This is a genomic window from Acinetobacter sp. C32I (assembly GCF_023702715.1).
Lineage (GTDB): Bacteria > Pseudomonadota > Gammaproteobacteria > Pseudomonadales > Moraxellaceae > Acinetobacter.
Genome location: NZ_CP098480.1, coordinates 2,916,672 through 2,938,583 on the forward strand (window position 1 = coordinate 2,916,672; position 21,912 = coordinate 2,938,583).

Consider the following 21,912-nt stretch of genomic DNA (forward strand, 5'->3'; position numbering starts at 1 on the left):
TTATGTATGAGCCTTACCCCGTCCCTGAACTGGCACGTGAACACCAACGTTTTCGCTACAGCAGTTTATGGACCTTTGCAAAACAAGATTTAAGACTGTTACTTTTTTTCTTATTGATTGCAAGCTTAGTCGGATTCGGGGTGGGTTACTTCTGGAGCTGTATTTTTATTGCCTTCGTGCTGTTTTTTTTCCTACAGCTACGCTCGCTTTATCTGGTCAATGAATGGATTTCCAATCGCCCTTATGATGTCCCACCCAATCTGAACGGGATTTGGGGCGCTTTGCTGTTCAATGTTTACCGTGCACAACGTCAAGAACGCATTGTTCAAGCGGAGATGGTCGGATTGATTGATCGGGCGCAATCCTCTCTGGTGGCATTGGCCGAAGCGGTGGTTTTAATTGATGATCAACATCAAATCGAATGGTGGAATCCTGCCGCTGAGAAACTGTTAGGGATTAGCCCTTTGGATCGTGGCCGCAACTTATTGTCGATTCTGCGCCAACCCAATTTTATTGAATATTTCAACCATAGCCATCAATCTCCTGATGGTATCCGTTTACAGGCGCAGATGGATGAAGAACGTTATGTACAGGTCAAACTCACCCGTTTTGGTGGAGAAAGCCGTCTGCTGGTCGCGTATGACACCACACGGGTGCATAATCTGGAACAAATGCGTAAAGACTTTGTCGATAATATTTCACATGAGTTACGCACACCATTGACCGTGCTCAGTGGCTATATCGAAACCTTTACCGATCAAGATGATATTACCCCGCGTTGGAAACGTGCTTTCACCCAGATGCAATCTCAGACCAAACGGATGAATGCCTTGGTCAATGACCTCTTATTATTATCAAATTTAGAAAATAATAAGAAAGTCGCAAAGAATCAGATTATTGATATGGCCAATCTGATGAACCAAATCTTTGATGATGCCCGTGCCTACAATCTCGATTATGGTCATACCCTCAATCTGGATATTGATAGCCATTGCGACCTGATTGGTTCTGATATCGAAATTGCCAGTGCATTCAGTAATTTAATTACCAATGCGATTAAATACACGCCTGCAGGTGGCATCATCACCATTGGCTGGCATGAAGATGGCGATCATGCGTACTTTACCGTACAGGATAATGGCATCGGGATTAACCCAAAACATTTGCCGCGTCTAACAGAACGTTTCTACCGTGTCGATAGCGCACGTAGCCGTCAAACAGGTGGAACAGGATTAGGGCTTGCGATTGTGAAACACGTGTTGATGCAACACGGTGCGCACTTGGAAATTACCTCTAAAGAAAATGAAGGTTCGACCTTTACTGCGGTGTTCCCGAAAGAACGCTTATACCGCATGATTTAAACCTGAAGGGAACTGCTAAGTTCCCTTAAATATGATGTGATCATTCCACTAAAATAATATAATAAATTGTTGTTTCATTTCATTATTTATATTTCTCGATGTATTCCTCATGCTCAATACCCCTTTTCTTCGTGCTTGTATTCTCTTACTTGGACTCAATACCCCTTTGGCAATTCATGCTGCTCCAACAGATCCGCTGATTGGGACGTGGAAAGTCGTGGATGAGCGTACGGGCTCGTATCTGTCTGATATCGTCATTCGCAAACATTCTGCGACCGAGCAATACAGTGCGGTGATTGTCAAAATGTATCCTTCTGCCAAGGAGGCTGCACCGACCTTATGTACAGCATGTACAGGTACTTTAAAAAACCAGCAGATTATCGGTATGGAAGTGCTAACTGGTCTAAAGATGTTGAGTCAAAATGAAGAATTTGGACAAGGTGTTTGGCTCAATCCTTATGATGGTCACAAATACAACCTGAATGGACGCCTCAGCAAAACAGGCAAAATGTTGAGTATCAATGCCAAAAATCCAAGCAATAATAGTTTCCGTAATATGACTTGGATTCGACTTTAATAATTTAAATTTCACATAAAAAAGAGTGCATAAAATGCACTCTTTTTTATAAATTTAAGCATAAGACTGCCAATTAAGAGCTGGTTTTGGCACTCATCGCTGCTGGCTCAAGCAAATGACTAGGCAACCCAAAAATATGATCAAAAAAGTAATTATAAACAAAGGTATAACATGGAATCAGCACCATTAAACTAAAATCGAGCAAGAAGGCTTTGACTAAACTGATCTGCATCCACCAGGCAATCAAGGGAATCAAAATCATCACCAACACAATTTGAAAGCCAATGGCATGTGCCACACGTCTGAGTACCGTACGTTTTTTTGATGTCTGCTTCTTTTCCCACATCTCAAACACAGCGTTATAAAAGAAATTCACCGTCACTGCAATTACCGCAATCAAGATCGATAAAGGCCCTGTATGGCTGATGGTGGTACCTGAAAGCACTGCCAGCACCATTGCACAGATAAAAAAGCTAAAAACTTCATAGAAAAACACATAAGTGACTCTTCTCTTGGTTCCTTGCATGACCACACCTTAAAATCAATAATGGGTGGATTTTACGCTTTAAATTTGATAAAAAAAGTCAATCGTCATCAGATTTACTGACAAGGAAATTGCCATGAAACTCAGTCGTGAGCAGCTTGAACTGATTCTGGAAATTATTGATCGTGGTAATTTTTCCGCAGCGGCGCGCGCCCTAAATCGAGTGCCGTCCGCAGTTAGTATGGCGATTGCCAATCTTGAAGCAGAGTTAAATTTAAAACTATTTGAACGTAGTAAAAATCATCTCGCCCCGACAGAAGTCGCACTTTCAATCGAACCACATGCCCGACTGATTGTGACCAAATTAGGTCAGCTCGACCTGCATCTGACTGAACTTTCAACGGGACTCGAGACTAGCCTCTGTATTGGTATCGCCGCAGATGTGAATCAAAAGTTTTTATTGGCAGGGATTGAACAGTTGATTCAACGCTATCCCTTGTTAAATATTGAAATCGTCAGTGCACCACAACAAGAGCTCAAAACACGGCTACACAATAACGAAATTGATCTCTATATCGCCTATAGCTCATCACAACTCGATAACAATGAACGCTTCCGTTTGCTGGGCATGGAACAATTTGTTGCTGCGGTTTCACCTCAAGATGCACAACAGCTCAAAGCGCATAATAAAAATGAACTCACCATGTTATCTGAACTCAGACAGATTATTGTAGCTAGCAGGCATTATCCATTACCTGACAGTCGAGTATTGGTCTCGGATTCTTATTGGTATAGCGACAATTTATCCATGGCCATTGATATGGTGGAACAAGGTCTCGGTTGGGGTAATTTCCCCCTTTCCGTAGTGCAAACACATTTTGCCAAACAAAGTCTAGTTCGCTTAGCCTTTCTCGATACCACCAATGGGCTGGATATGCCGATTCATGCCATTTGGCCAGCTTATAAACCACTGAGCAAATCCATGCAGCTTTTGATTGAGCTATGGGAAAAACAAATCCATCGCGCATAAAAAAAGCCCGACATCCAAGTCGGGCTTTTTCGTATTCTTTCACTAGATACAACTCCTGTCATATCTCACGTCCTGATGCGCAAACTTATCATTCTTGTTTTATGTTTTGGAACTTCCTGTTCCTGATGAGTTCATATTAGGCAATTCAGCCTTAGCTGAAAATGGGACATTGCCTCTAATTCGTGTAAGAAAAAGCGTACACTGCTGAACTGCTCAGCATTTAAAAAAGTAACTCGGCATAGCGCAATAAGTCTAGAGAACGTATCAATCTCCCAATAAATCAATAGTCTGCTCTTTCGTCATCACGCCCATATACTGATCGTAGCTGTGTGCCAGTAAACAAATCACTACGGCCGTAATCAAGGTCAAAATCTTATTTCTCATTGTCATGTTCAGCCACCTAAATCAAGGATCTATAAAAAAAGGTATAAGATTTCTTCCATCTAATCTAATATAGAAAAAACAAGCACTGATCTAATTTTGAGATATGTGGACATTCAAACAATTCAATTATCTAATCACGATTGTTGAAACTGGGGGTTTTATTGCTGCCTCGGAAAAGCTATTTATTGCTCAATCGGCCCTCAGCAGACAAATTAAAAATTTAGAAGAAGAAATCGGTTTTGAAATTTTTGATCGATCCGAGAAGAAAATTAGACTCACACCTGCAGGGGAAGCCCTGTATAAAAGTCTAAAAACCAATATTGATCATTTAAAAAGTTCGATTGTCAGCGCCCAAAGCATCAGCCGTGGTGAAGGTCGAATCATTAAAATCGCGCACTCCAGTAGTATTGTGCTGGATCAAAACAAGTTGGAAATCTTTGAGCAGCTCTGTGATACCCATAACATTGATATCGAAATGAATACCCTATCCTCTGAATTACAGCTCGAATATTTGTTGAATGGGACAATTGATCTGGGTTTTATTCGGCCCCCGATTTATCATAATTTAAATGATATCAATTCGATCAGTTTATACACGGCTCCCTTATATGTTGCTGCCCATATTGCAGACCCATTATTAAGTGAAAAAGAAAGTATCTCGATCCGTGAATTGGCGCCATTGAATTTTGTTTCTGTACCACATAAAGCCCGTGGTGGTTTAAGTTATTTGGCAGCCAATTTATGTTTGGTGAATGGTTTTAGTCCTAAAAGAACCAGAATCTATTCAAGAAAAAGGTCTCAACTGGAACTGGTTGCTAATGGTTTTGGCGTGTGTATTGTGCCCGAAGAATTTAAAGTAATTTTGCCTAGCAATGTCAGACTGATTCCAATCCAAGACGAGAACACCCTCAGTGAAGTGAAGCTCATCTGGAAAAAGGATGAAGACTCGATCATTGAACGTTGTGCAGCCTCGATTCATGCTTATTATAGTGCCAAGCAGGTGAGCTAAAAATTGACTGAGTTTTAGTTTAAATGAAAAAAGCCCGACATCCTGTCGGGCTTTTTCGTATTCCTTTCACTAGATATAACTCCTGTCATATCTCACGTCCTGATGCACAAACTTATCATTCTTGTTTTATGTTTTGGAACTTCCTGTTCCTGATGAGTTCATATTAGGCAATTCAGCCTTGGCTGAAAATGGGACATTGCCCCTAATCGATGTAAGCAAAAACGTACATGGATTTTTAGTTTATTAATTAAATGAAAATTTCACCTTCTAGATATAAGCGACACTCGCCTGCGATTTCAATTCGATCATTCTCAAGTAACTTGCAATGCAGCACACCCCCGCGTTTTGAAGCTTGATAAGCGACAATATTTTCTTTTTTAAGTAATGGCTGCCACAGTGGTATCAGTGACGTATGTAATGAACCTGTGACTGGATCTTCATCTATTCCCATAGACGGTGTAAAGTAACGGGAAATGATATCAAACCGAGCAAATCTTTCTTCTACAGCATCATTTAGTGTGGTGATTGCAACACGCCGCCCACCGAGTTTTTTAATCAAATTAAAATTAGGTTGTTCATTTAAAACAGCCTGGGTATTAGGATAGACCACAATATAGGCCTGTGGATTGATATAAACTTCAGAGATTTCTTGAGACAGGCTGTCTTTTAATGCTTGAGGAATCATCTCCAAGCGATGTGGCATTTGTATCGGAAAGTTCATTTTGATCTGGTCCTTTTCACCACGAGTAATAAAAAACTCACCTAAGTTCGCGACATAAAAGACCAATGACTCAATTTCAGGCTGATTCCTAAAAATAATAAAACTGGTCGCTAGCGTGCCATAACCACAAAACTGTACTTCTTTTACCGGTGAAAACCATTTAATTTCATAATTTTGATCATCAATTTTTCTAGCAAAACTGGTCTCAGACAAATTATTCTCTAATGCAATATTCTGCATGATATGCTCATCTAACCACTGTTCTAGCAAGACAACTGCAGCAGGATTTCCTTTAAAGAGTTGATTACTGAAAGCATCTACTTGGTAAATTTTCATTATTTCTAACAGCTATAATTTTTAGATAAGATACTCAACCCATGAGCCCAATAATGTTTATTTTTGATAAATAAAATGCATTACCTTTTAGCTTTAAACCTCCAAAAAATCAAAATCTGCTTTTGATAAAACCAGACTAATCTTATTTAAACCACGCTGTATCATCTGCTTTTAAGATTGATCTCAAAAGACGATAACCATGCAGCTTTCCATTCTTTTCAGTATGTTTATTTTTTCATTTACGATGTCCATCTCACCAGGACCCATCAATATTTCCATTCTCTCCTCCAGCTTAATGTATGGATTTAGAAAAACACTGCCCTTTATCTCAGGTGCAAGCATTGGCTTTAGTTTACTGCTTATATTTTTAGGTTTTGGGATATCTAAAACCATCATGCATTACCCGACATTTTTTATGATCCTTGAGGTTTTAGGCAGCTTATTTATTTTCTATATCGGGCAAAAAATTATATGTTCAAAAGCAGAAGTTGAAATATCAAATAATATTGCGGCAGCCAATTTTATGGATGGATTTCTCTTACAGTGGCTCAATCCCAAAGCATGGATTGCCTGCCTCTCTGGTATCTCATTATTTTCCTCCCCCGTGAGTTATCATCCCTTTATTTTGTTTACTCTCATCTATTTCATTACCTGCTATATCTGTTTAATACTTTGGGGCATTTCTGGGCATAAACTCGCCAAAATATTAACCAACTCACGCCAGCTCAAAATCCTGAATACCATAATGGGTGGGTCGTTAATCATTCTATCAAGCTACATGCTCATCAAACTATTTTGGAGTTAAATGATTGATAAATTCGCTCAATCAAAGCATGTGCAATACTATTGATTGGAATATTGGCAGGCCAAACCGCATACACACTCAACGGCTCAAGTGTCCAGTTCGGTAGAACTTTCACAATATTTTGCTGTTCAAGATCAGCTTGGATTAACTCATCAGGAGGCGCTGCCAACCCTGCATTTAATTTTGCCAGACGATACGTGGCTTCAACATTATTCACAGAAATATGAGGCTGATAGGAAATTTCGACTTCCTCTCCTGTGTGTTGATGCCGCAATATTCTTTTATTTTTTCTCATACTCAAACCAATCCATTTCATATTGATCAGCTCTTTAGGATGAGTAATGGGTTGCTGTTGGCTTAAAAATTCAGGTGTTGCAACAATACTTCGGGCTAAAGGAAATAAATAGCGAGCTTTAAATGAACTGTCTGGAAGCTCACCAATTCGAACAGCAATATCCACATTCTCAGCGATCAAATCTGTCCGACTATCATCACAGGTGATATGCACAGTTAAGCCCTGATATGCCTCACAAAATGTCGTGATACAGCGCATCAACTCACTGTGGATAAAAACCGCAGGAATAGAAATATGCAACTGTGTCTTTCTAAGAATAGAACGTTGCTTAAAATCTGAAAGACCAGATTCATAGGTTTCCAACATGACTTGGGCGGTATCTAAAAGTTTTTGCCCATCATGAGTTAAGGTCATTTTCCGTGTATTTCGATAAAATAAGGCACATTCCAAATTCTTTTCTAACTTGGCTAAATGCATACTCACTGTCGTGGTAGATAAGCCTAATGCTTTAGCACCTTTTGAAATTGAACCAAACTCAGCAATTTTCGCAAAAATAATTAAATATCTGATATCTTCAATCATATGTTTGATCTACCGAAGATGAGTTCATACACAGCAATCGTAATTAATCAGAAATAGCGGTATTTCTTTTATAACGGATATACAAATTTAAACTGGATAATATCCCTGCAAAAATACAATACAGTATAAAAACCGTCATATTGATCAATGGTCGATCCAGAAAATAATTACTGAATATCGTTGCAAACGTCAAGATTCCTAAAAATTCAAAAAATGAAAGTTGTGGTATTAAAAATTTCATCATTATTTGCCTTTATTTTAAATTATCTAAGACTATTTCACATCATACAAAATATATAAGATTTAAACTCTAAATAAAAAGCCCCAATTTTGGAGCTTTTTAAAATCATATCTAAATTAAACTGAATGACCTAAACGCTCACCCATCACCACCGTCGAATTGGCTTTAAACTGCTCTTCCCAGACCATTTTATCTTTTTCAAATAAAACCACAGCGGTTGAGCCTAGGTAGAAACGACCTAACTCTGCACCTTTATCCAATTTCATTTGGTGATGCTGCAATTCAACTTTGCCCGATGGTTTTACTTTACCCGTTGCAACTGTTTCAATACCTGCCACAATCATTGCGCCAACCAAAACCACCGCCATACGACCCAGTTCGGTATCAAACAAACACACCATACGCTCATTACGTGCAAACAAACCTGGTACATTTTCAGCCGTGGTTTGATTGACTGAGAACAACTCGCCGGGAATATATAAGGTTTCGGTCAATGTTCCCGCCAATGGCATATGGACGCGGTGATAATCTTTAGGTGATAAATACACGGTTGCAAATTGACCATCAATAAATGGTTTCGCCAACTGCGGATCACCAATCAATTTTTCAGCAGAAAAGCTTTGGCCTTTAGCTTGAAAAATATCACCTGCTTCGATTTTACCCAGTTGCGAAATCGCACCATCCGCTGGACAAACAATGCTATCCGCTTGTTCATCGATGCCACGGATACCCTCTTTTAACGCACGGGTAAAAAATTCATTAAATGACTTATATTGCAGTGCATTGCTTTGCGCTGCAATGCTCATATCAATGCCATATTTTGCTTTGAATGTCTGAATTACAGCAGTTTTTACCAAGACATTTTCACTTGCGGCAACCTTACCGACAACACGGCTGAGTTGATGTTGCGGCACAAGATTCTGTGCTTTGATAAAGAGTTGTTTTTTCAAATCTGCTGCAAAACTCAAGACGGTGACTCCCCTGAAATAATAGGACTATCGAGGCGATTGCCCCATTCACTCCACGCACCATCGTAGGCTCTCACCTGCCAGTTAAGCAATCTTGCCAAAATATACGCCAAGCCAGAACGGTGATGAGACTGACAGTACACCACTACAGGTTGTTGTAAATTAAAGCCTAATTGTTCTAAACGTTGTTGTGTGCGTTCAAGCGGGTGTAATTTTAGATGATTTTCACGGTTTAGGGCAGTACTCCATTCAAAATGCAGTGCATTTGGGATGTGACCACCGCGTCGCGCAGCGAGGCGCAAACCTGTATATTCCTCGTTGGTACGGCAATCCCAGAGCTGAATATTGTCTTGTTCGACCTGTTGTAACAATTCGTGATATTCAATTCGATGCTGCTGCACGGTGTCTAAATCAATCTGAAATAGGTCCGCAACGGGTTTTACTGGATCAACTTCAGCTGTGGTCGGCAAACCTGCCCCCAACCAGCCATGAATGCCACCATTAATCAAACTGGTGCGGTTAAAACCAAGGCAATGTAAATTCCAGATCAAACGCCCTGCCCAAGCCCCACCCTCATCGTCATAGACCACAACATGATGCTGAGGTGAAATATTTAATTTTTCGATTAAAGCGTGTAAGCCTGCTAAATCAGGCAATACCCCATTGGCTTGTTCTTGTTGTGCAACCAAGTATTTAGGTTGTAAATGAATCGCATGGGGAATATGCAGTTGTTCATATACCGAAGCTCGGCTTAAATCGACAATACGAATCAACTCGCTGCCTAAATAAGGCACCAGTTGTTCAGGCTCAATCAGTAAACCCAGTTTAAAATCTACGTCAGTCATGGTTATGCTGTTTTATCATCCGCATTGGGGATGATATTAACATAGCCGACTTTTTATCTTTGTCTGATTTTTTGCATTCATTTAGCAGAAAAGTAGATATAGCAAAAAGTCCAACGATTATGGATTAAAAGTTTAAAATTTGCTGACAATTTAGGAAGTTAAGCCATATAAACCTGTCGAAAAAATTTACTGGTGCGGAGGCGGCATGGATGCCGCCCGTTGAACTGCGGCATCAAGGATGTGCCGTCAGTTCAACAAAAGATTTTTGTTACTTTTGATCTTTCAAAAGTAAAGAGTACCTATACAGATCTCTCATCACCTTTGAGCTATTCCACAGCCGTACCAAATTTTGACTGTGAAAGAATAGCTAGGCTTCTTCAATCTCAAATACCTGACGCAAATACGCCAAGAAAGTATCATTATCCGTCATGGTCTTACCTGGACTATCCGAAATCTTCGCCACCGACTGACGATTACACTCCACCAATTTCAACACAATATTCAACGGCTTCTGTCCCATATCATTGGTCAAATTGGTGCCAATCCCAAAACTCACTTGGAAACGGTCTTTAAAATACTGATGCAATAACCATGCTTTTTCTAAATTCAAACCATCGCTAAAGGTTAACATCTTGGTTTTGGTATCAATCTTGAGTTTGCGATAATGTGCATACGCCTTATCACCCCATTCATACGGATCACCACTGTCGTGGCGCAGACCATCAAATAACTTGGCAAAATACAAATCGAAATCACGCAGGAACGCATCCATTCCCACCACATCGGTCAGGGCAATACCTAAATCACCACGATACTCTTGCACCCATGCTTCCAATGCGGCTTTTTGGAAATTTCGTAGCCGCACATCAAGCGCCTGAAAAGCCTGCAAAAATTCATGCGCCATGGTCCCAATTGGACTAATCCCCAATTGTTTGGCCAATAACACATTACTGGTGCCTCGGAAGACTTTGGGTGCCGCAGCCTGAAAGGCTTGCACCACATGTTTCTGCCATTCAAAACTATAACGACGACGCGTACCAAAATCAGAGACTAAAAATGGTGGCTCTTTATCTTGTTGTTCTTGGGCATAATGCTGTAACTGCAGCAATTTCTGTTGCAGACGGCGTTCACCCTCAAGCAACACTTCATCACTACGAATACGACGGAAATACAATTCATTGACGATGGCCAAGACAAAAATCTCAAACATCATCGCCTGAACCATCGGGCCTTCAATGCGAATATCTAAGCGCCCAGCCTCATCAATACTGGCTTGGATAAAACGACGTTTGAGTTGAAACAATTCCAGATAATCAACGAAATCACTTTTAATAAAACGCAATGAACGCAGGTACTGTAATTCATCTTCGGCAAAACGCAGTTCACAGAGCAAATCCAGCTGCTGATTCAAGTCATCCAAAATATCAACTAAGGGATAAACCGTATCTTCTAAATTGCGGCAACGAAATAAATACACACTATGCGTTTGAGGAAACTGATGCAACACCACCTGTAACATGGTGAATTTATATAAGTCGGTATCCAGTAAAGATTGAATAATTGGTGTAGACATGACTGAATTAGGATCTATTCTATTTCAAGCATTAAAGCATACTTTTATCCAGAAATGAGACTGTCTACGACGATGGATATTTTTCTCAAAATTATCTGATTCGGTGTCTTTTTAAATTCAATAGCTTACAGATATAGTAGAACCTAGTTGGAGAGCTCAGCCTGAATCTGTTTTAAGCGTTGCTGTTGTCCGAATTGAATTGCAAACTGTTCAGCGCTGAGTTGACCTGTTTTTGCGGCATTAACATCACAATCGACCTGACGCAATTGTTTGGCAATGCTCCATTCGGCCTTAACAATCGCCCCCATTAAGGCGGTATGTCCACGCTTGTCTCGAAGACAGCGATTGGCACCTTGTTTGATCAACACATTGACCGCTTCTTTTTGCCCGTAATAGCTCGCCATCATCAATGCGCTATAACCGGAGCGATCCTGCACATCGATCGGAAAACCATGCTTCAAAAACTCTTGTAAAACTTCAACATTGCCTATCTTGGCCGCAGAGAAAAATAGCTCAACCACCTCTTCTGATCCGTTGATTGCGGCAGATGCTGTGTCCGCATAAGCTGGAGCCGAAACACTGCCGCAGGCTACGCCAATTGCAAATAATGCAGTTCTAAAGTGAATCATCACAATATCCTAAAATTGAATCAGGAGTGCCTGTAACACTCGCCCTAGGTGCAGGAAAGGCTATTGAGGTTACAGGACTTTCTGGGGGTAACATTCAGGCACCTGTTACCACATGCTAAAACGACTTATTCGTCTTTCAATTGCGCTGCTTTCGCTTGAGCATTTTTAAGATTCACACCCACAGCCTTGGCAAGATGTGTCCCATAATCAGCATCGGCTTTATAGAAATAAGACACCATGATGGTCTTGGTCTCGATATCTTTGACTTGTCCAAGGTCTGCCGCAAGATTACGAATCAAGTCATTTTTTTCTAGCGCAGAATAGCTACGGTATAACTCACCTGCTTGCTTGAAGGGTTGCTGTTTCTGAATTGCCTGTTGTAAAACCGTTCCTTGCAACGGTGTTTGTACAGCTCTGGCAATCTCAGTAGATGGTTTAGGCTCAATCGTACTTGGCTCATAGTTAACCTGAGACTCGGTTTGCCCCATGTTCATAAAGCCTTCTTGGTTGTTGTTATTCACCGCAACCCGAGGACGATTCACTGGAATCTGCTGATGATTAGCGCCTAAACGATATAATTGCGTATCCGAATAAGAGAAGATACGACCTTGCAGTAAACGGTCTTCTGACGGTTCAATGCCTGGAATCAAGTTGCCTGGTGCAAAAGCCGATTGTTCCGTTTCCTGGAAGAAGTTCTTCGGCATACGATTCAGGGTCAAAGTTCCGACTTTGACTTCAGGCAGCAGATCAGTTGGCCAGATTTTGGTTGCATCTAATGGATTAAAATCAAATTTATCTAAATCTTTTGGATCAAGCACCTGAATATACAAGTCCCATTTTGGATAGTTTCCAGCATAGACATTTTTGTACATATCATTGGTCAAATGATTCCAGTCACGACCTTGAACTTCACGTACCTGATCAAGATTCAACCCTTTCACGCCTTGTTTAGAACGCCAGTTGAACTTAACGTACTTATATTCACCTTTGTCGTTATAGAGTTTAAAAGCATGTACGCCAAAGCCATCTAGCGTGCGGTAGCTTTCTGGTGTGCCTAAATTTGAATAGACATAGGTCAACATATTGATTGACCAAGGCTGGCTTTTTAAGAAATCAAAAATACGATTCGGATCTTGGACATTGGTGACTGGATCAGGCTTCATGGCATGAACAAAATCAGGGAACTTGATTGCATCACGGATAAAGAATACGGGTAGATTATTGCCGACCAAATCCCAATTGCCTTGCTGTGTATAGAACTTCACGGCAAAACCATGCGGGTCACGTGCGGTTTCAGGCGAGCCTTTAGGATGGATGACTGTTGAAAAGCGTACAAAAACAGGGGTGCTTGTACCTGCCTTAAACATCGATGCGACCGTTAAATCAGACAAATCCTTACTTGCAACGAAATCACCATATACGCCTGTACCACGGGCATGCACCACACGTTCAGGAATACGTTCACGACCAAAACGTTGTAATTTTTGAATCAGTTGTACATCTTGTAGTAGCGTGGCGCCATTCGCACCTGCTGTCATTGAGTTTTGATTGTCACCTACAGGTGCACCGTTGTCTTTTGTTAAAGGCGCTGCATACGCGGTGCCAAGCGTTGCTGCCATTATCGTAAATAAAAAAGTTCGCTTAAACATGCTATTAAATCCAAAATCTAAATGCCTTTCCTGCACAGGGACTATACAAAGATTTAAACAATAGATAAAAAAGATAATTTTAATAAAATAAATCGAAAAATAAGATTAAGGCCAGCCAAGCATCTTGCTGGGTTCAGTGTAGAACAACCAAATCTGTTAGACTGTTACGCTGATTCAATACCGATCTTCCTTTTTATGCGCGCATTAATTCAACGTGTCCTAGAAGCCAAAGTTGTGGTTGACGGGCAAACCACAGGCGAGATTCAACACGGCTTATTGGTGTTTCTAGGCCTAGGTAAAGAAGATACTTTAGAAAAAGGCCAAAAGCTGATTGATAAAATATTGAAATATCGTATTTTTGATGATGAACAAGGCAAAATGGGATGGAATGTCCGCCAAGCCAATGGTGGGCTACTACTGGTCTCTCAATTTACGCTGATGGCACAAACACAAAAAGGCTTGCGTCCTGACTTTGGCCCTGCTATGCCTCCAGCAGAAGCCAAAGTCCTATATGAACAATTGGTTGAATATGCACAACAACAATTCGACCACGTGCAAACTGGGATTTTTGCCGCAGATATGAAAGTGCATCTGGTCAATGACGGTCCAGTGACGTTCAACCTAGAAATCGAATAAATCATGACAATAAAAAAACTCCCCATTGGGGAGTTTTTTTATATCAGCTCATTTATTTGCCTGTTTTTTCTTTAATAAAGGCACGTGCTTGACGAATTTTTTCTTTAACAGGTTTTGGCACTTTGGGTGGGATCAATTTCGCCGCTTGGTTGAACCACACCAATAAGCTAAAGTCACCTTCCATTTTGATACTGCCATCTTGCATACCCGTCATAAATGCAGTCGGGTCACCTTTCAACAAAGTTTTAACACCTTGCTCGCTTGATGCAAATTGTAAAATAAAGTCTGCTTTTTCTGGGCTGCCTGCAACCGTATCAATCTTACCGTGATTCACAAGAATTTGACGGGCAAAACCTAAATCGGTACCAATCTGAATACGGAATTCACGGTCATGTACCAATTCAATAAACTTTGGGCTGGTACGTGCCAATTGCTTCATACGTAACGCCAAACCTGCCACTAATAAATCTAGTGGATCAGTGCTTACATCAACGATAGGTAACTTAACCACAGGTAAAGAAGAAAGCTTCATGACAATTATGCCTACAGTATTATGATGAAAATTAAGACAACCGTATCCTAGCACAGTTGTAGAGCGGTCTGTAAAAGCTTTGTTGCAAAAAATTAGTACAAAAAAGGCATGCTGAGCATGCCTTTGATGTTGTTCGAATTATTATAATTTATCTGCTAGAACATTGTTGCTGGTCGTCCTTATAAACAGGTGTATGTTCAATATACTGGCGATTTGCCAGCTGTTTTTGTGCTTGTTTGTCTTCACGTAAAAGAATAAATGTAACCGTCATCATCGCGAGGCTCAAGGCGGTTAGGTAGCTATAGGCAACGGACATCTCGAACATGGTTTGCACACCAAAGCGCACCACTTCTAATAGTCCCCAGCACAACATACCTGCCAACATAAAACCTAACCAACGACGATAAGGAGAAAAGAAAACAGCAATAACTGCGACAGCGATTAAGCCAAATCCAACCAACATGGTGAAATTCGCTGCTTCCATAGAAACCTCCGTCTTAAAAAGGGTGATCTGTATCGTGTTCAGACCTCTATCTTGTTCTGTAATCTCTAACAGTACTTCGTGTTGCATTAACGTCTTTATGCATTATGGAGCGTTTTTTTGAGAAAAAAAGAGCCTGAAATTAACCTTACGACACAAGCTGTCGCAATATGCTTTTGTCATTACATTTTTAAAATAGAGAAAAGTCCAGAATCTCCATATAGCATCAATTGCCGCGTGTCATTACAAAAAACTATGCGTGTTTTTGGCTGCAAAAAAACTTTTTTCGGAATTTTTTTATCGTTGTTTTTCTATACATTTAGACATAATTATGACGGATAAATGACGTACAAAAAATGAATAAGGCCGCTGCATGAGCGACCTTATTTTTTGCAGTATTGATAGCGGTATTAAGCTCGATTTAAGTCCTTATCGTGCATACCCAACAAGTACAATACCCCATCCAAACCAACACTCGATATGGCTTGATTGGCATTTTGGCGGACCAAAGGTTTAGCGCGGAATGCAACCCCCAGACCGGCAATTGAAAGCATCGGCAAGTCATTGGCACCATCACCCACGGCCATCGCCTGCTCTAGTGAAATCCCCATTTTTTCCGCCAGTTGACGCAGTAACTCTGCTTTACGAGCACCATCAACAATCGCACCCTTGACCTCACCTGTCACCACACCATTTTCGACATCTAAAATGTTGGCATGTACTTCATCAATTCCCAGTTTTGCTTGTAAGTACTCAGCAAAGTACTGGAAACCACCAGAGAGGATTGCGGTCTTATAACCCAAGGCCTTCAAGGTAGAGATCAAACGCTCTGCCCCTTCCGTCACCGTCAAACGTTCTGCAATTTTCGGCAATACAGAAGCATCCAAACCTTTTAATAAAGCGACACGGGCGCGGAAACTTTGTTGGAAATCAAGTTCACCCAGCATGGCACGCTCAGTAATTTCAGCAACTTGAGCACCAACACCTGCTTCTAATGCCAATTCATCAATGACTTCTTGCTCGATCAAGGTCGAATCCATATCAAAGCAAACTAAACGACGATTACGGCGATAGGCATTGTCTTCCTGTACCGCAACATCAATATTCAGTTCACCAGATAAACTGAGGCAAGCTGCACGCATTGCCTGTGCATCCAGCATCTGTCCACTTAACCCAAACTGCACACAGGCACGGCGTGGGAATGGGCTTTCCGCATCAAGTTCTAGACGTCCTGATAAACGGGTAACCGTTTCAATATTAAAGCCCTGACTCGACACAATTTTAGTCACGGCTTGCAAGTGTGCAGCCGTCAGTTCTGGCGCAAGTGCAGTCACGATATAACGTGTTCTTCCACCTTCACTCACCCATTGATCATATTCTGCGTTGGAGATTGGTTTAAATCGCACAGTTAAGCCAATATCATGTGCTAAAATCAGAATCTCTTTCATTGCTAATGCTGTTGCGGTCTCATTATCCGATGCAACAACGATCCCAAGGGTCAGTTGATTATGGATAACCGCCTGACCGACATCGAGAATTTGCAAAGAATGTACGGATAGTACCTGCATTAATCGAGTAAACTGATTCGGTTGATCTGGTCCTAGAAAGGATATAAGAATGATTTCTCGCATGAATTGACTCGTGGTTGAGCGACAACTATTGTAAGAATCATAACATAACCCATGAATCTATTTGCCTTGGAAGTTTAACTTGAATGCGCCTCGCCAAGGGCTATTTGCTAGCCTACTGATCGTAAGTTTTGCATTGCATACCTTTTTATTGGTGATTGCAACGACACATCAACTCAATGAAAACCGCGCTAGCCAAGGACAACTGATGACCAGTCAGTTAGTGGCAGATAGTCTTGCAGAGTTGGAACCTGCCAATACCGTTTCACTGGCCTTGGTGGCAAATCGTTATGCCACCAATCCAAGTGTTGCCTCTATTCGGATCTTGGATGCCAATAAACAAGTGCTTGCAACCAGTGGCATGGCCAAGACTCGCCAAGGCGAAGTGTTTGTTCGAGATGCGCTACAAAATGAAAAGAAAGTCGGTACCGTTGAAATTACCTTAATCCAGCCGAGTATCGGTGAGATTTTACGGACTCAATGGTTAGCGATTTTAGTTTCACTGTTCATTCATGGTCTGATTTGGTTGGCCTATCGCGCAATCGCACGCCCAACACGTAGCGAATACTTGGCACGTATCAATCAAGAGAATCATCTCAAGCATGAGATTCAACGTTTAACCCAAGCTCTTGCACTTGAAAAACAAAATGCCGTGACTTTGGTTACTCAGGCGCAACAGCAGGCAAAAGTTCAAGCCAAACCGCGTGTTGAAAAAAATCCAGTTGAATCCGTATCAATGGATGATCAAGCTTTGGCGCTCAATATTCAGTTTTATGATCCTAAGCAGTTATTGAATAGTGTGAACCAGTCTGTTTCAGTTCCGTATTTCAAATTATGCCAATTATTTTTAGATAAAAGTATTGCGCTCTGTGCCAAGCATTACCAGATTGATGCGGCTCAGATTCAGGTGGTTCAAGAATTTAATGCAGAAGGCGCAACCCTGGCCACCAGCTCAGAAAAAACGCATGCCTTAGAATGCCTGATGATGGTTGGTGCGGTTTTCCAGTTATTGGCCGATGTTCTGTATAAACGTTATCGTGAAGATAAACGCTTTGCACTGCAAACCCGTGGTGCGGTAGCGAGTGCGGTGGATGCCATGCAACTGGATGCCGTTGAAGCTGCGAAACGATTGGCACAACACTTACATGCCAAAGAAGCGGCGTTGCACTTAAATCATGAGCAGCTCAAAACCATTCAAAACAATTATGAATTGGTGGCGATGCCAAACCCAAGCAATATCATGACCCGTCATGCGTTTATGATTAATGGCATGAATGAAGAATGTGCAACATTGGCGCAAACGCTACGTACCGAAATTTTAATGGGTAAAAAAGCCAAACCCTCGACAGAGCTGGAATAAATAGTACTTAGGCTACGCGAATAGAGCCATTCAAAACACAAGGCTTTGTCTAGATACAAAGCCTTGTGTTTTTTGTTTAGCCCATAGATATAAAGCTTACAATCGCATCACACTGTCTTTTAAAGTGGCAAAGCTGGGCAGGATAATGTGTTGCAAGATAATTTGTTTGGCCTAACTTTTTATTGATAAAGAAGCACAGGCGAAATTTTTTAAAATGCGGTAAACTATGCCAGATTTATCGAACACTAGTGCCTAAAAAGGCAAGATAAAAGGTGAAAGTGAATGCCGCTGAGTCATGTTGAAGAGCTTGTTGCAGATATTCGTGCAGGCAAAATGGTCATCCTGATGGATGATGAAGATCGTGAAAATGAAGGTGACCTCGTCATCGCCGCAACGCATGTTCGCCCTGAAGATATTAACTTCATGATTACCCATGCACGTGGTTTAGTTTGCTTAACACTCAGTCGCGACCGCTGTAAACAACTCAACCTTCCATTGATGGTTGATCAAAACGGCGCGCAACACGCAACCAACTTCACACTTTCGATTGAAGCTGCAGAAGGCATCAGCACAGGTATTTCAGCTGCGGAACGTGCTCATACTATTCGTACTGCGGTTGCGGCACATGCCAAACCAAGTGATATCGTTCAACCGGGTCACATCTTTCCATTGATGGCACAACCGGGTGGTGTACTACACCGTGCAGGTCATACCGAAGCAGGTTGTGACTTGACCCGTTTAGCAGGTTTAGAGCCCGCTTCTGTGATCTGTGAAATTATTAATGATGACGGTACAATGGCACGTCGCCCCGATCTAGAAGTGTTTGCAGAAAAACACGGCTTAAAAATCGGAACCATTGCAGATCTGATCCATTACCGCATGACCAATGAGCAAACTGTTGAACGTTTGTCTCAAGAAAGCATCGAGACGGAATATGGCGCATTTGAACTGTACAAGTACCGTGAAATCGGTAATCCAGATATTCACATTGCCTTAGTTAAAGGCGATCCGAAACAAGGTGTGACCACCGTTCGTGTACATGGTTTCAGCCCGATTCGTGACTTATTGAAACTCAATAAAGCCGATGGTTCGTCTGCTTGGAATTTAGATCTTGCAATGAAAACCATTGCTGCCAGTGATCGTGGTGTGTTGGTGTGGATTGGTCAGGACCACCTAGAAGACCTAGGCCCTGCACTCAACAGCTTAAACCAGCCAAAACCATTGAAATCCAATGCAGCACTTTCTCATCAATATCAAACCATTGGCGTTGGTGCACAGATTTTACGCGATTTAGGTGTTGAGAAAATGAAGCTGTTGAGTTCTCCTCTTCGTTTCAATGCCTTATCTGGTTTTAATTTAGAGGTAGTGGAATACATCACTGCCGATCAAATCACAGCAAAATAATCGAGGTTGCTATGGCAATTCGCCGAATTGAAGGTTTATTACATCTCGCAAGCGAAGGTCGTTATGCGATCTTAGTGGGTCGTTTCAACAGCTTCGTGGTTGAACATTTACTCGAAGGTGCGATCGACACATTGAAACGCCACGGCGTTGCAGAAGAAGCGATCACCGTGATCCATGCACCAGGTGCGTGGGAACTGCCGATCGTTGCAAAAAAATTAGCGGCTTCAAATCAATTTGATGCCATCATTGCATTAGGTGCAGTGATCCGTGGTAGCACACCACATTTTGATTTTGTTGCAGGTGAATGTGCAAAAGGTTTAGGTGTAGTTGCACTTGAAAGCACAATGCCGGTAATCAATGGTGTCTTAACCACAGACAGCATTGAACAAGCAATTGAACGTTCTGGTACGAAAGCAGGTAACAAAGGTAGCGAAGCTGCATTGACTGCAATCGAAATGGTTAACTTATTAAAGGCAATTTAAAGCATGTCGCAAACACTTCAGGCCGCTTATGCAGCGAAACGCAAAGCACGTCGTTTTGCTGTACAAGGGATTTATGAATGGCAAATGAGTCATAACCCAGTTCATGAAATTGAAGCACGCACGCGTGTTGAAAATGCCATGCACAAAGTTGACCTTAACTATTACCATGAATTGCTCACTCAAGTGGTTGCTCAACATGAAGCTTTAGATGAGTTACTCATCCCTGTACTTGACCGTGAGTTAAATGCCTTGGATGGCGTAGAACTTGCAACCTTACGACTGGGTGCGTATGAACTTCGAGATCACCTCGAAGTTCCGTATCGTGTTGTACTTGATGAAGCGATTGAGCTAGCTAAACACTTTGGTGGTGCAGACAGTCATAAATACATCAATGGTGTATTAGACCGTCTGTCATCAAAGCTACGTGAAGCTGAAAAACAGCAAGCAAAATAATAGGCTTGTGTTAAATGGCTGAGTTTTCAATTATTGAGCATTACTTTAAACGTGCATCAAAATCTGATGTCAGTTTAGGTATCGGGGATGACTCAGCCATTATTACCCCACCCTCTTCACAACAACTGGTGATCTGCGCAGATACACTGGTTGCTGGTCGCCATTTTCCCTTCGACACCGCTGCCCATGCTATCGGCTGGAAAAGCGTCGCAGTCAATTTATCTGACTTGGCGGCAATGGGGGCAAAACCCCACAGTATTTTACTCGCATTGAGCCTTCCCTCAGTTGATCATGACTGGCTGGCTGGATTTAGCCAGGGACTGTTCGATTGCTGTGATCAATTCGGTGTCAGCTTGATTGGCGGCGATACCACCCAAAGTACGCAGTTGACCATCAGTGTGACCGCCTTAGGCTGGATTGAACACGGTCAGGCCATTACCCGTGCAGGCGCCCAAGTCGGTGACTATATCTGTGTCAGTGGCCAAATTGGTGATGCTGCGTTTGGATTACAACATCTTGGTCATGCTTTGCAACAACGTTTGGATTATCCAACCCCACGTTGCCAACTCGGCCAACAGCTCAAAGGGCTGGCATCGAGTATGATTGATATCTCGGATGGATTGGCGCAAGACTTAGGTCATATTTTAAAAGCATCCAATGTCGGTGCAAAATTACAGCTGGAACAGCTTCCGCTAGATGCGTCACTAAAACAACTGGATTTGCAACAAGCTTGGCATTATGCGCTTGCAGGTGGCGATGATTACGAATTATGCTTTACAATATCACCGCAAAACTTTAAACAACTATCGCGACAACAATTAGATGTTCCGCTTACAATAATCGGCGAAATTACCCAACAAACTGGATTGTTATTTGAGTATATGGGCAAAACACACCCATTACCTGTTCATGGATACCAACACTTTGCATAAGCCTCCCATTCACTTTAACCAAATGACTTGGTTCGACCGTTTCATCGTGTTCTGCGGTGTCGGTTTTGGTTCTGGTTTAGCACCCAAAGCGCCAGGCACCTTTGGTTCTGCCTTTGCACTGTTATTTACGCCACTATGGCTTTATCTGGGTCTATCGGCCAGTATGGTCGTGGTTGTTTTAATGTCCCTAATTGGCATTTATATCTGTGGACATACTGCAAAAGTCATCAATGTGCATGACGATGGTCGCATTGTCTGGGATGAATTTGCAGGACAATCGATCACCCTCCTGCCTTTGCTCTATTTACAGCAAATGAATTGGCTGTGGGTCATTGTCGGTTTTATCTTATTCCGTATATTTGATGTCTGGAAACCATTCCCCATTAGCTGGGCTGACCAAAAAGTGTCTGGCGGCTTAGGGATTATGCTCGATGACATCATTGCTGGCCTTTGGGCAGCACTCTGTATTCTTATTTTTCATTTTTATCTTTTGACTTAAGCCACTATTAGAGTTA

At 41.7% G+C, this 21,912-nt stretch carries 24 protein-coding genes; 12 read left to right on the forward strand and 12 right to left on the reverse strand.

The features are described 5' to 3' along the window. Positions 1 to 2 precede the first annotated feature (2 nt). Both phoR and NDN13_RS13925 read left to right on the forward strand, forming a co-directional pair. Positions 3 to 1,361: a phosphate regulon sensor histidine kinase PhoR gene (gene phoR / locus NDN13_RS13920; RefSeq protein ID WP_251115877.1), complete on the forward strand. Its 1,359-nt coding sequence runs from the start codon at positions 3 to 5 to the stop codon at positions 1,359 to 1,361. A gap of 109 nt (positions 1,362 to 1,470) precedes the next feature. Continuing rightward, on the forward strand, positions 1,471 to 1,938 hold the full coding sequence (locus NDN13_RS13925) for a DUF2147 domain-containing protein (protein WP_033132726.1): 468 nt from the start codon (positions 1,471 to 1,473) through the stop codon (positions 1,936 to 1,938). A gap of 73 nt (positions 1,939 to 2,011) precedes the next feature. Here NDN13_RS13925 and NDN13_RS13930 read toward each other — a convergent pair whose 3' ends face one another. Further along, positions 2,012 to 2,464 carry a PACE efflux transporter gene (locus tag NDN13_RS13930; RefSeq protein ID WP_251115878.1) on the reverse strand — a complete coding sequence of 151 codons (453 nt, stop codon included), beginning with the start codon at positions 2,462 to 2,464 and terminating at the stop codon, positions 2,012 to 2,014. 94 nt (positions 2,465 to 2,558) lie between these two features. On the opposite strand from NDN13_RS13930, the gene NDN13_RS13935 reads away from it, so the two are divergent. Next, the gene (locus NDN13_RS13935) at positions 2,559 to 3,452 is read left to right on the forward strand and encodes a LysR family transcriptional regulator (RefSeq protein ID WP_251115879.1); all 894 of its coding nucleotides are present in this window, start codon (positions 2,559 to 2,561) and stop codon (positions 3,450 to 3,452) included. Between the two features lie 264 nt (positions 3,453 to 3,716). Here the strand turns inward: NDN13_RS13935 and NDN13_RS19805 are convergent, their stop codons facing one another. Further along, on the reverse strand, positions 3,717 to 3,842 hold the full coding sequence (locus NDN13_RS19805; protein ID WP_277606514.1) for a hypothetical protein: 126 nt from the start codon (positions 3,840 to 3,842) through the stop codon (positions 3,717 to 3,719). A 97-nt stretch (positions 3,843 to 3,939) separates the two neighbouring features. Between NDN13_RS19805 and NDN13_RS13940 the strand changes: the two genes are divergently transcribed. Continuing rightward, complete coding sequence (locus NDN13_RS13940) at positions 3,940 to 4,845, forward strand: LysR family transcriptional regulator (RefSeq protein WP_005201658.1); 906 nt, start codon at positions 3,940 to 3,942, stop codon at positions 4,843 to 4,845. Between the two features lie 247 nt (positions 4,846 to 5,092). Here the strand turns inward: NDN13_RS13940 and NDN13_RS13945 are convergent, their stop codons facing one another. Further along, positions 5,093 to 5,902: a PhzF family phenazine biosynthesis protein gene (locus NDN13_RS13945; protein ID WP_251115880.1), complete on the reverse strand. Its 810-nt coding sequence runs from the start codon at positions 5,900 to 5,902 to the stop codon at positions 5,093 to 5,095. 199 nt (positions 5,903 to 6,101) lie between these two features. On the opposite strand from NDN13_RS13945, the gene NDN13_RS13950 reads away from it, so the two are divergent. Beyond that, positions 6,102 to 6,707 carry a LysE family translocator gene (locus NDN13_RS13950; protein ID WP_251115881.1) on the forward strand — a complete coding sequence of 202 codons (606 nt, stop codon included), beginning with the start codon at positions 6,102 to 6,104 and terminating at the stop codon, positions 6,705 to 6,707. Here NDN13_RS13950 and NDN13_RS13955 read toward each other — a convergent pair. The 6 genes from NDN13_RS13955 to NDN13_RS13980 all read right to left on the reverse strand — a co-directional run bounded on the left by NDN13_RS13955 (position 6,688) and on the right by NDN13_RS13980 (position 13,489). Then, on the reverse strand, positions 6,688 to 7,584 hold the full coding sequence (locus NDN13_RS13955) for a LysR family transcriptional regulator (protein WP_251115882.1): 897 nt from the start codon (positions 7,582 to 7,584) through the stop codon (positions 6,688 to 6,690). The two genes, NDN13_RS13950 and NDN13_RS13955, sit on opposite strands and share 20 nt — an antisense overlap. Positions 7,585 to 7,941: 357 nt before the next feature. Next, the gene (gene asd, locus NDN13_RS13960) at positions 7,942 to 8,793 is read right to left on the reverse strand and encodes an archaetidylserine decarboxylase (protein ID WP_251115883.1); all 852 of its coding nucleotides are present in this window, start codon (positions 8,791 to 8,793) and stop codon (positions 7,942 to 7,944) included. Further along, positions 8,790 to 9,638, reverse strand: coding sequence for a sulfurtransferase (locus tag NDN13_RS13965; RefSeq protein WP_004803481.1), 849 nt, complete (start codon positions 9,636 to 9,638; stop codon positions 8,790 to 8,792). Before NDN13_RS13965 ends, asd begins: the two co-directional genes overlap by 4 nt. Before the next feature lie 367 nt (positions 9,639 to 10,005). After that, positions 10,006 to 11,211, reverse strand: a complete 1,206-nt coding sequence (gene pncB, locus NDN13_RS13970; protein ID WP_251115884.1) for a nicotinate phosphoribosyltransferase — start codon at positions 11,209 to 11,211, stop codon at positions 10,006 to 10,008. 143 nt (positions 11,212 to 11,354) lie between these two features. Beyond that, complete coding sequence (locus NDN13_RS13975) at positions 11,355 to 11,840, reverse strand: ankyrin repeat domain-containing protein (protein WP_251115885.1); 486 nt, start codon at positions 11,838 to 11,840, stop codon at positions 11,355 to 11,357. 125 nt (positions 11,841 to 11,965) lie between these two features. Beyond that, a complete protein-coding gene (locus tag NDN13_RS13980) occupies positions 11,966 to 13,489 on the reverse strand; it encodes a catalase (RefSeq protein WP_251115886.1) in 1,524 nt (507 codons plus the stop codon). Positions 13,490 to 13,684: 195 nt separating this feature from the next. Between NDN13_RS13980 and dtd the strand changes: the two genes are divergently transcribed. After that, positions 13,685 to 14,125, forward strand: coding sequence for a D-aminoacyl-tRNA deacylase (gene dtd, locus NDN13_RS13985; protein ID WP_251115887.1), 441 nt, complete (start codon positions 13,685 to 13,687; stop codon positions 14,123 to 14,125). A 52-nt stretch (positions 14,126 to 14,177) separates the two neighbouring features. Here dtd and NDN13_RS13990 read toward each other — a convergent pair whose 3' ends face one another. The 3 genes from NDN13_RS13990 to serB all read right to left on the reverse strand — a co-directional run bounded on the left by NDN13_RS13990 (position 14,178) and on the right by serB (position 16,769). After that, positions 14,178 to 14,657 carry an SCP-2 sterol transfer family protein gene (locus tag NDN13_RS13990; RefSeq protein WP_251115888.1) on the reverse strand — a complete coding sequence of 160 codons (480 nt, stop codon included), beginning with the start codon at positions 14,655 to 14,657 and terminating at the stop codon, positions 14,178 to 14,180. A 148-nt stretch (positions 14,658 to 14,805) separates the two neighbouring features. Then, positions 14,806 to 15,141, reverse strand: a complete 336-nt coding sequence (gene aciT / locus NDN13_RS13995; protein ID WP_004657025.1) for a ciprofloxacin tolerance protein AciT — start codon at positions 15,139 to 15,141, stop codon at positions 14,806 to 14,808. A 407-nt stretch (positions 15,142 to 15,548) separates the two neighbouring features. Beyond that, a complete protein-coding gene (gene serB / locus NDN13_RS14000; RefSeq protein ID WP_016542246.1) occupies positions 15,549 to 16,769 on the reverse strand; it encodes a phosphoserine phosphatase SerB in 1,221 nt (406 codons plus the stop codon). A 61-nt stretch (positions 16,770 to 16,830) separates the two neighbouring features. On the opposite strand from serB, the gene NDN13_RS14005 reads away from it, so the two are divergent. From NDN13_RS14005 to NDN13_RS14030, 6 genes are all read left to right on the forward strand, one after another. Next, the gene (locus NDN13_RS14005; RefSeq protein ID WP_251115889.1) at positions 16,831 to 18,126 is read left to right on the forward strand and encodes a hypothetical protein; all 1,296 of its coding nucleotides are present in this window, start codon (positions 16,831 to 16,833) and stop codon (positions 18,124 to 18,126) included. Positions 18,127 to 18,408: 282 nt separating this feature from the next. After that, complete coding sequence (gene ribBA, locus NDN13_RS14010; RefSeq protein WP_251115890.1) at positions 18,409 to 19,530, forward strand: bifunctional 3,4-dihydroxy-2-butanone-4-phosphate synthase/GTP cyclohydrolase II; 1,122 nt, start codon at positions 18,409 to 18,411, stop codon at positions 19,528 to 19,530. Positions 19,531 to 19,541: 11 nt separating this feature from the next. After that, positions 19,542 to 20,012 (forward strand): 6,7-dimethyl-8-ribityllumazine synthase, encoded by a 471-nt coding sequence (gene ribH, locus NDN13_RS14015; RefSeq protein WP_004657017.1) that lies wholly within the window; start codon positions 19,542 to 19,544, stop codon positions 20,010 to 20,012. Positions 20,013 to 20,015: 3 nt separating this feature from the next. Further along, positions 20,016 to 20,465, forward strand: a complete 450-nt coding sequence (gene nusB / locus NDN13_RS14020; protein WP_004657014.1) for a transcription antitermination factor NusB — start codon at positions 20,016 to 20,018, stop codon at positions 20,463 to 20,465. A gap of 14 nt (positions 20,466 to 20,479) precedes the next feature. Next, positions 20,480 to 21,397 (forward strand): thiamine-phosphate kinase, encoded by a 918-nt coding sequence (thiL, locus tag NDN13_RS14025; protein ID WP_251115891.1) that lies wholly within the window; start codon positions 20,480 to 20,482, stop codon positions 21,395 to 21,397. Continuing rightward, entirely contained in the window at positions 21,375 to 21,896 is a 522-nt protein-coding gene (locus NDN13_RS14030; RefSeq protein ID WP_251115892.1) for a phosphatidylglycerophosphatase A family protein, read from the forward strand. The genes thiL and NDN13_RS14030 overlap by 23 nt, the downstream gene beginning before the upstream one ends. Positions 21,897 to 21,912: the final 16 nt, after the last annotated feature.

What these genes read in the sequence shown, in the direction of transcription:
- phoR (WP_251115877.1), top strand. Translation starts at nt 3, where the DNA reads ATGTATGAGCCTTACCCCGTCCCTGAACTGGCACGTGAACACCAACGT.
- NDN13_RS13925 (WP_033132726.1), top strand. Translation starts at nt 1,471, where the DNA reads ATGCTCAATACCCCTTTTCTTCGTGCTTGTATTCTCTTACTTGGACTC.
- NDN13_RS13930 (WP_251115878.1), bottom strand. Translation starts at nt 2,464, where the DNA reads ATGCAAGGAACCAAGAGAAGAGTCACTTATGTGTTTTTCTATGAAGTT.
- NDN13_RS13935 (WP_251115879.1), top strand. Translation starts at nt 2,559, where the DNA reads ATGAAACTCAGTCGTGAGCAGCTTGAACTGATTCTGGAAATTATTGAT.
- NDN13_RS19805 (WP_277606514.1), bottom strand. Translation starts at nt 3,842, where the DNA reads ATGACAATGAGAAATAAGATTTTGACCTTGATTACGGCCGTAGTGATT.
- NDN13_RS13940 (WP_005201658.1), top strand. Translation starts at nt 3,940, where the DNA reads ATGTGGACATTCAAACAATTCAATTATCTAATCACGATTGTTGAAACT.
- NDN13_RS13945 (WP_251115880.1), bottom strand. Translation starts at nt 5,902, where the DNA reads ATGAAAATTTACCAAGTAGATGCTTTCAGTAATCAACTCTTTAAAGGA.
- NDN13_RS13950 (WP_251115881.1), top strand. Translation starts at nt 6,102, where the DNA reads ATGCAGCTTTCCATTCTTTTCAGTATGTTTATTTTTTCATTTACGATG.
- NDN13_RS13955 (WP_251115882.1), bottom strand. Translation starts at nt 7,584, where the DNA reads ATGATTGAAGATATCAGATATTTAATTATTTTTGCGAAAATTGCTGAG.
- NDN13_RS13965 (WP_004803481.1), bottom strand. Translation starts at nt 9,638, where the DNA reads ATGACTGACGTAGATTTTAAACTGGGTTTACTGATTGAGCCTGAACAA.
- pncB (WP_251115884.1), bottom strand. Translation starts at nt 11,211, where the DNA reads ATGTCTACACCAATTATTCAATCTTTACTGGATACCGACTTATATAAA.
- NDN13_RS13975 (WP_251115885.1), bottom strand. Translation starts at nt 11,840, where the DNA reads ATGATTCACTTTAGAACTGCATTATTTGCAATTGGCGTAGCCTGCGGC.
- NDN13_RS13980 (WP_251115886.1), bottom strand. Translation starts at nt 13,489, where the DNA reads ATGTTTAAGCGAACTTTTTTATTTACGATAATGGCAGCAACGCTTGGC.
- dtd (WP_251115887.1), top strand. Translation starts at nt 13,685, where the DNA reads ATGCGCGCATTAATTCAACGTGTCCTAGAAGCCAAAGTTGTGGTTGAC.
- NDN13_RS13990 (WP_251115888.1), bottom strand. Translation starts at nt 14,657, where the DNA reads ATGAAGCTTTCTTCTTTACCTGTGGTTAAGTTACCTATCGTTGATGTA.
- aciT (WP_004657025.1), bottom strand. Translation starts at nt 15,141, where the DNA reads ATGGAAGCAGCGAATTTCACCATGTTGGTTGGATTTGGCTTAATCGCT.
- serB (WP_016542246.1), bottom strand. Translation starts at nt 16,769, where the DNA reads ATGCGAGAAATCATTCTTATATCCTTTCTAGGACCAGATCAACCGAAT.
- ribBA (WP_251115890.1), top strand. Translation starts at nt 18,409, where the DNA reads ATGCCGCTGAGTCATGTTGAAGAGCTTGTTGCAGATATTCGTGCAGGC.
- ribH (WP_004657017.1), top strand. Translation starts at nt 19,542, where the DNA reads ATGGCAATTCGCCGAATTGAAGGTTTATTACATCTCGCAAGCGAAGGT.
- nusB (WP_004657014.1), top strand. Translation starts at nt 20,016, where the DNA reads ATGTCGCAAACACTTCAGGCCGCTTATGCAGCGAAACGCAAAGCACGT.
- thiL (WP_251115891.1), top strand. Translation starts at nt 20,480, where the DNA reads ATGGCTGAGTTTTCAATTATTGAGCATTACTTTAAACGTGCATCAAAA.
- NDN13_RS14030 (WP_251115892.1), top strand. Translation starts at nt 21,375, where the DNA reads ATGGATACCAACACTTTGCATAAGCCTCCCATTCACTTTAACCAAATG.